Genomic DNA, 12,265 nt, shown 5'->3' with positions numbered 1-12,265 from the left:
GCCTATCGCTCGACCCTCCTCCCTGCGAGGAAGTAAGAAACGTCCGCTACGAAACTGGCCTACCTCCGGGGGCGTGTTCGGTTTGTCGGCGCCGCATGCAGAGGATCGTCCGGCCAATCATGCTTGGGATAGCGTCCCTTTAGATCTTTCTTTACTTCGAAGTAGGTGCCCCGCCAGAAACTGGCAAGATCACGCGTTACCTGGACCGGGCGATGGGCCGGCGACAGCAGGTGCAAGGTAAGGGGAACCTTTCCCCTGGCGATACGCGGAGTTTCCTTCAGGCCGAACAGTTCCTGCAGACGGACGGCGAGTACCGGAGCGGCCGGATCGCTGTAATCGACGGGGATGCGTGAACCGCTGGGTACGACAAGATGTGTCGGGGCGTATTCATCCAGTTCCCGCCGCTGATCCCAGGTGAGCGATGATTCCAATATCTCGGTGAGATTCAGCCGCTGCAAGTCTTGGCGGCTTCTCAGCCCGTACAGATGCGGACCCAGCCAGTCTGAAAGAGTTGCCGCCAGTGCCTCCTCGGACATATCCGGCCATCCCGGTTCCTGTTGGTGCATGAAATGAAGACGTTGTTGCAATTGCCGGGTCGTCCTCGTCCACGGCAGAATGTTCAGTCCTTCCTCGGCTATTCCCAAGAGCAGCGCCTTCAAACCATCTTCCGGATCCGGATCGTGCAGGGATGAATCCTTTAGGACAATGGCACCCAACCGCACCCGTTTTCGCGCCCGGACTGCCTGCGCCGCCCGATCCCAGGCGACAAGGTTTTCCACTTCGATTTGATCGCCGAAATATCGCTCCAGGTCGTGAGAATCAACGGAGGCTGCCAGAAAGATGCGGCTTTCTGGCCCCTGATCGTCCACCTCCGCCGCGACGAGATAGGGCGCGTTTGAAAGGGGCTGCATGTCGGCCAAAAAAGCTCCCCGGCCATTTTGCAACAGAAAACGACCGCCTCCCCTCCCCTGCGCAATGCGTTCTGGGAAGGCAAACGCGAGCAACAGTCCGCAGGCATGCAGATCATTTTCTTCATCAAGATGGATTCCAAGCGTTCGCTTCCAGTGGTTGGCTTCAGCCAGAATACGCCGACACGCTGCATAATCAACGTTGTACTTCATGGCCGAAGGGCCTCCTGAACGCTCTCCCCGCCCGACAGCACGAAGCACTTCGACGCGGAGGCCAATATCTGCCTCAGGAACGCTTCGCTCGCTCCGGACAAAGTCCCGCTCGCTGAGAATGGCTGCAAGCTCACATGCCAGCCCTCCAAGGCCCAATGGTATCGCCCTGAGGATCATGTGTGACAACCGCGGGTGAGAACCCAGCTCTAGCATCCGCCGCCCGTGAACGCTGATCGTTCCGTCCTCGCCCAGCGCCTCAAGCTGCTTGAGCAGCTCGCGGGCCTGTGCATACGCGGCCTGCGGAGGCGGATCCATCCACAGGAGCTCCGCGGGATCGGACACGCCCCACGCGGCCAGTTCCAATGCGAGCGGCGCGAGATCGGCATCCATGATTTCCGGCGTAGTTCGCGGGGCCAGCTGCCGATCCTCCTGCTCAGTCCAGAGCCGGTAACATACCCCTGGCGCGAGACGCCCCGCCCGGCCTCGACGCTGATCGGCTGACGCCCGGGACACCGGGACCGTTTCCAATCGTGTCATCCCGGTGCGAGGTGAAAAGCGCGGAACGCGCATCAGGCCGCTGTCAATGACCACCCGAACGCCATTTATCGTAAGACTTGTCTCAGCGATGGAAGTGGCCAGCACAATCTTGCGCTCACCCGGAATACCTGGGGCAATGGCCAGATTCTGAGCCTCCTGCGGTAAATTTCCGTAAAGCGGTGCGATTCGTACCTGCTGACCCAAGTCCAGCTCTTTTAATCGCGTCTCTACCCTTCTGATTTCACCGGCGCCCGGCAAAAAGACCAGAATATCGCCCGGATCTCTCTCCAACGCCGCCGTTATGGTACGCACAACTACGGACTCGATGCCTTCCACGCGGCGGCTCAGGTAGCGCGTCTCGACCGGGAAACTGCGTCCTTCGCAGGTAATTATCGGAGCATCGTCCAAAAGCGCAGCCACCGGCTCCGCATCCAATGTGGCTGACATGACCAGAATTCGCAGATCCTCCCGCAGAATCGCCTGGGACTGAAGGCAGAGCGCCAATCCCAAATCAGCCTGCAGGCTCCGCTCGTGAAATTCATCAAAAATGACGGCTCCTACATCCTCCAGTGCAGGATCTGTCTGCAGAAGGCGGGTAAGCACTCCTTCGGTAATCACTTCGATGCGGGTTTTTTGGCTTACGCGAGTGTCCTGCTTCACCCGGTACCCAACGGTCTCCCCGACCTCTTCCCCAAGAGAAGCAGCCATGTAACCGGCAGCAGACCGGGCAGCGATACGACGCGGTTCCAGCATCAGGATGCGGCGCCCCGCCAGCCACGGCTCCTCCAACAATGCCAGCGGGATTCGGGTCGTTTTCCCCGCTCCTGGAGGCGCCACCAGTACAGCGCTCGTACGGGACCGGAGTGCGTCCTTTACGGCCGGCAGCACCGATTCAATGGGCAGTATCGTCATCCCTATCACTCCATAGGCAAGCATTCAGATGTTGACTCTTTGGTAAGAATACATGAATTCACGCCGGGTATCTACACATGGACCGGCTTCTTGCTGTCGTCCATGCTTTTTTTACAATCGCTGCTCCCTTTTGCAGTATATAATAGGTCTATACAAAGACAGGAGACCTGCACACACATGATGGTTCTCGTATTGTTTACCATATGGGCCCTCGGGCTCCTTGTGCTTTTCACGGATCCCAAAAATACATCCATCCGCTGGGCCAGCGCCACCGCGTTTGTCGGAGGAGGCGGTTTTTTCGCAGCCGTGATTGATGAGACGCTACTCCCCCTTTTTCAGGACACACTCCATCCCGCCCTTGTTTCCGGGCTGAAGTTCGTCAGCAAGTTCTCTTCCTTTGTTTGTCAGGTGGGTCTGCCGTACACGTTTCTCCTGTTTGCCGTATACTCCGGTGAATGGATCACGCGAAAAACCAAAATCATCATACAATACGCCGCCCTTGTCCCGCCGCTGATCATGCTGGTCATTACGCCGATCTATCCGGTTCTGCAGTTCAACTATTGGCTGATGCTGGTGTGGGTCATCCCCTATTTCCTGTCAGCCAGCCTGATTCTGGTACATCTCTACCGGATTGAAAAAGATCCGCTCGTAAAAAAGAGCCGGTTGTTTACCAACCTTCTTGTCATCGTACCGATGCTGTTTGTATTTACCCTGCTCTATGTCATGCGGACACAAAACTACTACGACGCATGGCGCTATAACAGTCTGGTGGTTGGCATTCAGTTTCTTCTCATATTGTTTATCAGCGTGAAATACGGTTTTCTTGGGGTTAAATGGCGTGTGCAAAAGCATCGCTTGAACAGTACGCTGCGCGCCATCACCTCTGGCGCGCAAATCGTAAACCACACAATCAAAAACGAAGTGGGCAAAATCACCCTTTACGCCGATCGCATTCAATCCTACGCTGTGGAAACAGACCAGCCAAAACTACGGGACGACGCCAAGATTGTGATCCAGTCCGCCCAACATATCCTGGACATGATGAATCGGATTCAGGGACAATTGCAGGATATGGTTCTGCAGGAAGAGACCATTCGTCCGAGCGCGGTGATTCATCAGGTGCTGCTTGATATGAAGCCTTATGCTGACAAGTATCAGACAGAAGTGATCACTGAGTTGGACGATACGCTGATGTTGCGATGTGATCCCGTACAGCTGCGGGAGGTCCTCACCAATCTCTGTATGAACTCCTTTGAGGCCATGAAAAACGGGGGGACCCTCAAGCTGCAGCTGTTTTTATCCAAAAAGCACCTGGTGATTGCGGTTTCCGATACCGGAACAGGCATAGCCAAGGAGAATCTGCCCCATGTTCTGGACCCGTTCTTTTCCACCAAGAAATCCGGCCAGAATTTCGGTTTGGGGTTGTCCTACTGCTACAACGTCCTGCAAAAACATCAGGGCACGTTGGAGATCTATAGTGTCAAAGATGAAGGGACAACCGTATTTCTTTATTTCCCGCAAAAGCGTGTGATTGCCTAGGAGGAACCCATGCAGAAAATCCGTGTTTTCATCGTGGAAGACGACCTCGTCTGGCGAAAAGGCCTGGTGGACTACATCAACAAAGAAGCCGACGTGACCATCGTAGGCGAAGCCGGAACCCAGGAAGAGGCTCTTAAATGGTTTCAAGAATCCGATGCCGATGTGGTCCTGATGGACATTAATCTTACCGAAAACAATCTGGATGGGATCGATACCGCACTCTCCATCACCGAGCAAAAGGAAGACTGCAAAATCATCATGCTTACGTCCCATACAGCGGAAGACGTGATCATTGAGTCCTTTTCGGCGGGCGCCGTCAACTACATCAGCAAATCAAACTTCAAGGAAATACCGGACGCCATCCGCGCAGCCTACAATCGTCAATCGGCAATCCATCCTACAGCCGCTGCCGCTTTGCGAAATGAATTTCTGCGTTTAAAAAACGAAGAATTCCAGAAGCTGTTGTCTCCCGCGGAAAAAGAACTGCTGCAGTTGATTCATCAGGGCCAAACCCAATCCCAGATTGAAAAAACCCTTCATATCACCAGGCGGACGATCAAGAACCACATCAACCGCATTTTAAAAAAGCTGGGCGTCAAGACCAGCAAGGAAGCGGCAGCCAAAGCCAAACAAAAAAAGCTGTTTTAACCCACCGGCCACAACATTGCTCCCGGCATATGACCAGGTACCAATGAAAGTTGGTACTTTTTTATTTCCCGCCGGACCGTAGAATGAAAGCTACAAGTCCTTCGCAAAGGTGTGGTCTTCTATGTTTCTCATTCATGCCTTCTTCAAAATGGTACTCCTGCTGTGGTTTCGTCCTCGCATCCAGGGTCTGGACAAAATTGACTTTTTGAAACCCTCTATCCTCATGCCGAATCACGTTTCCTTGCTGGATGCCGTTCTCTTGTCCTTCTGCCTCCCCCAACAAACAACCTTTGTCGCAAATACGGAAATCGCCAGGAAGTTCTCGTTTTTCCTCCGCTTCCGCAAACACATCACCGTCGACCCGATGAACCCGTATTCCATTCGTCACATGATTCGCGTCATAAATAGCGGCGAATCGCTGGTGATTTTCCCGGAGGGCCGCATCACCACGACCGGCGGACTCATGAAAATCTACAGCGGCGTTGGATACCTGGCCCTGCGAACCGGCGCTGCCGTTTATCCTGTCGCCATTCAAGGGCTGGAGCGATCCATTTTCTCCTACCTGAAAGGAAAAGTGCGAATCGCCTGGTTCCCGAAGGTCACGATCTCCATTGGCACCCCGTTTACTTTGCAAAAGAAAGAAAACGAATCCATGAGAGAGCAAAAAGCGGCCGCGAGCGACTTTATCCTGCGCACCATGCAAACCGAATTGTTTCAAGCCCGGATGAAGGAGCAGGTAAACCTGTTTAATGAGGTGCTCGAGGCGGCTCGCATTCACGGAAGCAAGCAAGTGATCGCCAAGGATCTATCCACCGCCATCACCTATCGTACATTGCTGATGGGAAGCTACCTGCTCGGGAATAAATGGAAAACAATGCTGAAGGATCATCATGCCGTCGGGGTGCTTCTCCCCAATTCCGTAGGCCACCTGGTCACCCTGCTTTCCCTGTTCCGAATCGGGATAACACCTGCGATCCTAAACTTTTCACTCGGTGTTCGCTCGCTTCTGGACTGTTGCGAAACAGCAGGAATCCAGACCATCCTGACATCCCGGTTATTTATTGAAAAAGGGAAGCTGGACCATCTGATATCTGGCATGCAGGGCCGGGTCAACCTCATCTATTTGGAGGATGTGAAAGCATCCGCCACTGCTTGGGATAAAATCTCGGCTCTGTCCCGCTATCTGATGCAGCAACCCTCACAAGCAGCCACCAACGAACTGATTCTCTTTACTTCGGGAAGTGAAAGCAAGCCAAAAGGCGTTGTGTTGACGCACACCAATTTGTACGCCAACATCCAACAAGTGAAAAGCGTCATCGATTTCACATCCAAAGACAAGATCCTAAATGCGCTCCCGATGTTCCATAGTTTTGGACTGACGGCAGGAACCCTTTTACCGGTGGTAGCCGGCATTCCTGTCTATCTCTATCCCAGTCCGCTGCATTACAAGATCATCTCGGAGATTTGCTACGATCAGAACGTGACGATTCTGTTTGGCACATCGACGTTCCTTGCCGGCTACGGGAAATTGGCTCACCCTTACAACTTCTACTCTCTCCGCTATGTGTTTGCGGGAGCAGAAAAGCTGAAGGCCGATGTAAGGCAGATGTACATGGAGAAATTCGGCGTACGGATTTTTGAAGGTTATGGGGCAACAGAGACGTCCCCGATCCTGTCCCTCAATACACCTCTGGTAAACAAACAGGGTACGGTAGGGCGTTTGTTGCCCGGAATCGAATATCAATTGGAGCCGGTCGAAGGCATCACATCAGGCGGCCACCTGCTCGTAAAAGGACCCAATGTCATGAAGGGTTACCTGATACATGGCGCAGGATTCCTTCCTGCGGATGAATGGTATCGAACGGGAGATCTGGTCGAGATGGATTCGGACGGCTGCCTGACCATTACATCCCGCTTGAAGCGCTTCGCCAAAATCGGTGGAGAGATGGTCTCTCTCAACCTGGTGGAAGAGTTGGCTTCCCAGTGTTTCGGTCACTCTGATTTTGCTTCCGTCGCCGTAAACGACCAGCGCAAAGGGGAACGAATCCTTCTGTACACGACGGACGCATCAGTCCGCATGGATCTGCTGCGGACTTATCTGGCACAGAAGCAATACTCTCCTCTTCTGCTTCCGGCCTCTCTTCAAGTGATTGACCAGCTGCCCTTGCTTGGCAGCGGAAAAACCGATTATGTACGTCTGAAAGAAATTGCCGAAAAAGGCGGGGACAAAGCATGACCATCCGATTCCAACCTCTGCAAGCCCTTTACTTCACGCAATTCTTATCGGCTTTTGCCGATAACATGATTTTGTTTGTCATCGCCAATCTGCTGCGGGAGAATGGTTTCTCTCCCGCATTGCTCGCACTTGTATCCATTTCCTTCTTCCTGCCGTATATCGTGCTCGCCCCGATCGTCGGGCCATTCGCCGACAAGCTTCCCAAATCGGTTGTGCTGGTGATTGGCAACCTGATCAAGGTGCTTGGCGTACTGCTGCTTTTCCTCATGGACCATTCCAGTATCCTGCTCTTAATGCTTTGCTACTTCACCGTTGGGGTAGGCGCTGTCGTATACTCCCCGGCCAAGTACGGCATCCTGCCGGAATTGACGAAAAATGAAAACGAACTGTTCCACGCCAATGCAAGAATCGAGGCGTACACGATCATCGCCATTCTGACCGGAATCGGCGGCGGGGGGGCAATCGCAGCGATGACTCCCCCATCGGTCTCGTCTCTGATTTGCTTGGCCCTTTACAGCTCGTCTGTCCTGATGACCTTTTTTATCCCGCGCATCAATGGCAACCGGAACATCCGCTATGGGACGGAGGCACGGCGTTTCTTTGCCAATCTGAATCAACTTATGCGCAAGCCCGAAACGAATTTCTCCTTGATTGGGACCGGTTCGTTCTGGATGAGCTCGGCGGTGCTGCGGGTAGCCGTTCTTGCATGGATCCCCGCTTCGCTTGGGATTGATCCCAATAGCTTCTCCGTCTCGTTGATCCTGGCGACCACCTCCATTGGGATTATCATCGGCGCGTTTCTGGCCCCGAAACTGGTTCCGTTACACCGGTTCTACCGTTCGGTTGTCTATGGAGTGTTCATGTGTATGCTCATCCTGATGTTCCCCTGGTTCCATGTCACTGTCGTCGCCATCCTCTTCCTGTTGCTGGTCGGATTCATGGGCGGCGTATTTATCGTTCCGATGAACACGGTCTTGCAGGAGGAAGGAAAAAAGATGGTAGGCTCGGGACAAACGATTGCGATTCAGAATTTCATCGAAAACGTTCTGATGGTCGTCGGTTCAGGGATTTACTATGTGATCGTGTATCTCGGCGTATCCGTATCCGGTGCGATTGTCGTTCAGGGGTTGCTGCTCTTGCTGTTCCTGATCTATCTGCGGAACCAGAGCGAGCAGTTTAAAAGGGTTCAAGCCATCGTGAAGCAGTGACGGATAAGCTATTCCTTCGGATGAATCATCTGTTCCGGCCGAACAATCTGATCAAATTGCTCTTCGGTCAACAGCTTGCTTTTGAGCGCGGCTTCCTTCAGTGTTAAGCCTTCTTTATGGGCCAATTTCGCCACCGCTGCCGCATTTTCATAGCCGATGTAGGGATTTAATGCGGTTACCAGCATCAGGGAACGCTCCAGATTTTGTTTGATCACTCCCAGGTTGGGCTCAATCCCAATCGCGCATTTGTCATGGAAGGAAAGCATCGCGTCAGCAAGAAGCCGAGCTGATTGAAGGAAATTGTAGATGATCACCGGCTTAAAGACATTCAACTCAAAGTTTCCCTGGCTGGCGGCAAATCCGATCGTTGCATCATTGCCCATCACCTGGCAAACGACCATGGTCAGCGCTTCGCTTTGGGTCGGGTTGACCTTTCCGGGCATAATCGAGCTGCCCGGCTCATTGGCCGGTATCGTGATTTCACCGATTCCGGAGCGCGGCCCGCTTGCCAGCCACCTTACATCATTGGCGATTTTCATCAGATCCGCAGCCAACGCTTTTAACGCCCCGTGAACATGCACCATCTCATCATGGCTGGTCAATGCGTGAAATTTATTGACCGCAGACACGAAGGCCTTTCCAGTCAACCTGCTGATTTCCTTTGCCACCATCTCACCGAACTTCGGATGGGCATTGATACCGGTCCCTACAGCAGTTCCCCCGATGGCAAGCTCCCTCAGGAATTCCGCGCTCTCCTTTATCATCCTCTCGCTTTTTTCAAGCATCCGGCACCAGCCGCTGATTTCCTGCCCCAGCGTCAAAGGGGTTGCATCCTGCAAATGCGTCCGCCCGATCTTGATAATGTCCTTGTATTCCTCACTTTTTAGACGCAGAGTCTCCTTTAATGTGGCCAGAGAGGGCAGCACCCGGTCTTCAATCGCGATCAAACCGGCGACATGCATGACGGTAGGGAACGTATCATTCGAGCTTTGCGATTTGTTGACATCATCATTGGGGTGGATCCGAAGCGTGCTCCCCTGTTGCTCCAACAGCTGATTGGCCCGGTTGGCAATCACTTCATTCACGTTCATATTGGACTGGGTTCCGCTGCCGGTTTGCCAGACCACGAGCGGAAAATGCTCATCCCACTTCCCCTGTAAAATTTCATCTGCCGCGGCGACGATGGCGTCTGCCTTTTCCTTTTCCAGTTTCCCAAGCCTCTGATTGACCCATGCTGCACTTTTTTTCAGGACGGCAAACATCCGAATGATCTCCTGCGGCATTTTCTCCGAGCCAATGGGGAAATTCTGCAGGCTGCGCTGGGTTTGCGCCGCCCACAATTTGTCCGCGGGAACTCTCATTTCTCCCAGGGTATCCTTTTCGATTCTGTATGCCATCATGGTTCCTCCTTCGTGCTTTTACCATTTCCAATCCATAGGATGTCCAGCTTATCCCCTGTTTCATCAGCGGGTATGCAGAATAGGCAGGTGGGTTTGAGTGAAAATTATTCGTGTCACCATTCACAAGGAGGGATTGCCATGAACGCACGACGGGCACAAGAGATCGCTGCCTCACCTGTTATGGCCAATGTAACCTATGATGGGGTGCCCATCTATATTCAGCATGTCGATGAGAAGAAGGAAACCGCCAGAATCTATCCCCTTGACCAGCCGGAGAATGAGCAGGAAGTCCCGTTGTACAGCCTAAAGGAAGAATAAAAAAAGCTTCGATTGAAGCCCTCTCGAAGAAGCTGGTTCTTCGTTAGTGGAAACTTTTTATGCGTTCCGGAAAGTTTATTTCAGGGCGCTTTCACACGGTGAAGCCCTTAAACTTTCCTACACGATAAGAAAACCCACCCGGCATGAGCTATCCTCACCCCACTCGGCGTTAGCGATCGCTGAGCCGAGTGGGGTCCCTCTCTTCGCCGGGCGGGGCCCCGAACACTTTCCAAGCAGCTATATTTCGCGCTAATTTGCTTTCATCTTTTGACGCTGCAATACCAACAATCGCCCGAATAAAAACACAGCTCCCGCCGCCAGTCCGGAAATTAATCCAATCCAGTATCCAAACGCCGCAAGCGTGGTGTATTTGGCAAAAAGGTATCCGAGCGGCAGACCAATCACCCAATACGAAACGAGCGCCACGATGAACGTCACTTTCACATCCTTGTAGCCTCGCAGGATTCCCTGAATCGGTGCGGCAACCGCGTCTGACAACAGAAACAGAATCGAATACAGCAGAAAATGCTGAGTCAGCTGAAGAACAGCCGCATCGGTCGTGTAAAAGCCTGCTACCTGTTCGCTGAAGAAGAATAGTCCGATTCCGAAACACGTCGCCAGGATAAGCGCCATACCAATTCCCAGATAACTGTACTGTCTGGCATCTTGATACCGTTTCGCCCCGACTTCAAAGCCGACCACAATCGTCAGAGCCATGGAAATGCTTAACGGGACCATGTAAATGAACGAGGCGAAGTTCATCGCAGCCTGGTGGGCAGCAATCGTAACGGTGTTAAACTCGCTCATCAGCAGCGTGACGGCAGCGAAAATGCTCACTTCAAAAAAAATCGAGAAGCCGATCGGCACTCCAAGTGTGAGCAGCTCTTTCCAGGCAGCCAAGGAAACGCTAAAAAAACGCGAAAATATTCCATATTCAGCAAACGGTTCGACCCGATGCACGACATACAAGCTGATCAGCGTAATACACCAATACGTGATGGCGGATGCATACCCTGCGCCCACACCTCCCAGCCGGGGCATGCCGAAATTCCCGAAGATGAGGACGTAGTTGAGGAACACATTAATCGGCAACGAAATCAGCGTAATGAACATCGTGACGCGCGTCCAGCCAAGAGCATCTATGAAGCAGCGGATCACGGTATAGACAAACATCGGTACGATCCCTAAGGAAAGAGCGAGTAAGAAGCTGCGTGCAATGTCGCGAACCTCGGTTTCCAGGTTCATGTTGTTCAAAATCGGATCGAGAACCAAGGCCCCGCAGAAAATGACCGCAACAGCGATTGCCGCGGCCAAATACATCGCCTGTAGTACCGTAAACGGCACTTGATCCCTGCGCATAGCGCCTACCATTTGCGCCACCATCGGGGTAACCGCCATGAGGATTCCAGTCAATCCAGCCTGAATCGGCACCCACAGGCTGGTCCCGATCGCCACTCCCGCAAGGTCGGTAGGGCTGGCGTGGCCGGACATGACGGTATCAAAAAACGTCATGGAAAACAGCGCCAATTGTGTAATCAGAATCGGCAGCAATACGGATAGAAACTGCCATATCTTTTCTTGCAGCGTCTGGGTCTCATTCATCTCTCTCTACCCCGTTCTTTCTCTTTCCTATCCTACAGGATACTAGAAAGATGGCGGCCCGTCCAACCATAATGCTTGGTACCCCAATCATGAGGCATTATTAAAACTCATTATTAAAACTCATTATTGCTAAAATTATTTGTATATGGTAGAATAATTATTTTTTGTTGTTATTGCATAAGTATGGTATACTTACTATGTTACTCCAGAAAGGGGGGGACGTATGTTTCAAATTGGCGACAAGATTTTTTATCCGATTCATGGTGCAGGTGTCATTGAAGCGATTGAAGAGAAGGAGTTTTTTGGAGAAAAACATCTTTATTTTGTGTTAAATATGCTGCTGAGAGAATTGCATATCATGGTCCCTGTCGAAAAAATGTCCGCTCTAGGGATACGCCAGGTTGTTGATTTAGATATATTGGAAGATGTATTCGCTGTTTTTCATGATGAAGAACCCGAACTTCCCGTTAATGCCACCCAAAGATATCGAATCAATATGGATAAGATGAAGAGTGGCGATATTTATGAAGGTGCTGAAGTCATCCGTGATTTACTAAGCATCAGCAAAAAAAAGGGGCTTGGAGCCGGGGACAAATTCATGCTGGACCAAGCTCAGCAAATTCTCATTAGTGAACTTGTACTGGTAAAGGGAATTGCGACCAAGCAAGCATCCGATCTATTGAATGAGGCCATCAATAGTTAGGTGATACAAAAAAAACTGCTCTTAACGTGTGTTAAGAGCAG

At 52.1% G+C, this 12,265-nt stretch carries 9 protein-coding genes; 6 read left to right on the top strand and 3 right to left on the bottom strand.

The features are described 5' to 3' along the window. Positions 1–59 precede the first annotated feature (59 nt). Positions 60–2,570: an ATP-dependent helicase HrpB gene (gene hrpB, locus ACE99V_RS07935; RefSeq protein ID WP_400490530.1), complete on the bottom strand. Its 2,511-nt coding sequence runs from the start codon at positions 2,568–2,570 to the stop codon at positions 60–62. 177 nt (positions 2,571–2,747) lie between these two features. Here hrpB and ACE99V_RS07930 point away from each other — a divergent pair, with 177 nt between their 5' ends. The 4 genes from ACE99V_RS07930 to lplT all read left to right on the top strand — a co-directional run bounded on the left by ACE99V_RS07930 (position 2,748) and on the right by lplT (position 8,201). Beyond that, positions 2,748–4,109, top strand: a complete 1,362-nt coding sequence (locus tag ACE99V_RS07930) for a sensor histidine kinase (protein ID WP_400490529.1) — start codon at positions 2,748–2,750, stop codon at positions 4,107–4,109. Between the two features lie 9 nt (positions 4,110–4,118). After that, the gene (locus tag ACE99V_RS07925; protein WP_400490528.1) at positions 4,119–4,757 is read left to right on the top strand and encodes a response regulator; all 639 of its coding nucleotides are present in this window, start codon (positions 4,119–4,121) and stop codon (positions 4,755–4,757) included. 121 nt (positions 4,758–4,878) lie between these two features. Beyond that, positions 4,879–6,993: an AMP-binding protein gene (locus tag ACE99V_RS07920; RefSeq protein ID WP_400490527.1), complete on the top strand. Its 2,115-nt coding sequence runs from the start codon at positions 4,879–4,881 to the stop codon at positions 6,991–6,993. Continuing rightward, the gene (lplT, locus tag ACE99V_RS07915) at positions 6,990–8,201 is read left to right on the top strand and encodes a lysophospholipid transporter LplT (protein ID WP_400490526.1); all 1,212 of its coding nucleotides are present in this window, start codon (positions 6,990–6,992) and stop codon (positions 8,199–8,201) included. The genes ACE99V_RS07920 and lplT overlap by 4 nt, the downstream gene beginning before the upstream one ends. An 8-nt stretch (positions 8,202–8,209) precedes the next feature. Here the strand turns inward: lplT and fumC are convergent, their stop codons facing one another. Beyond that, the gene (fumC, locus tag ACE99V_RS07910) at positions 8,210–9,598 is read right to left on the bottom strand and encodes a class II fumarate hydratase (RefSeq protein ID WP_400490525.1); all 1,389 of its coding nucleotides are present in this window, start codon (positions 9,596–9,598) and stop codon (positions 8,210–8,212) included. Between the two features lie 141 nt (positions 9,599–9,739). Here fumC and ACE99V_RS07905 point away from each other — a divergent pair, with 141 nt between their 5' ends. Continuing rightward, positions 9,740–9,919, top strand: coding sequence for a small acid-soluble spore protein H (locus ACE99V_RS07905; RefSeq protein ID WP_400490524.1), 180 nt, complete (start codon positions 9,740–9,742; stop codon positions 9,917–9,919). Positions 9,920–10,168: 249 nt separating this feature from the next. Here the strand turns inward: ACE99V_RS07905 and ACE99V_RS07900 are convergent, their stop codons facing one another. Next, the gene (locus ACE99V_RS07900; protein ID WP_400490523.1) at positions 10,169–11,521 is read right to left on the bottom strand and encodes an MATE family efflux transporter; all 1,353 of its coding nucleotides are present in this window, start codon (positions 11,519–11,521) and stop codon (positions 10,169–10,171) included. 223 nt (positions 11,522–11,744) lie between these two features. Here ACE99V_RS07900 and ACE99V_RS07895 point away from each other — a divergent pair, with 223 nt between their 5' ends. Continuing rightward, complete coding sequence (locus ACE99V_RS07895; RefSeq protein WP_400490522.1) at positions 11,745–12,224, top strand: CarD family transcriptional regulator; 480 nt, start codon at positions 11,745–11,747, stop codon at positions 12,222–12,224. Positions 12,225–12,265: the final 41 nt, after the last annotated feature.

The organism is Brevibacillus soli (assembly GCF_044759095.2).
Classification (GTDB): Bacteria; Bacillota; Bacilli; order Brevibacillales; family Brevibacillaceae; genus JBIYSM02.
Note: the sequence above shows the minus strand (reverse complement) of the source record. Positions and strands in the feature narration are given on the sequence as shown.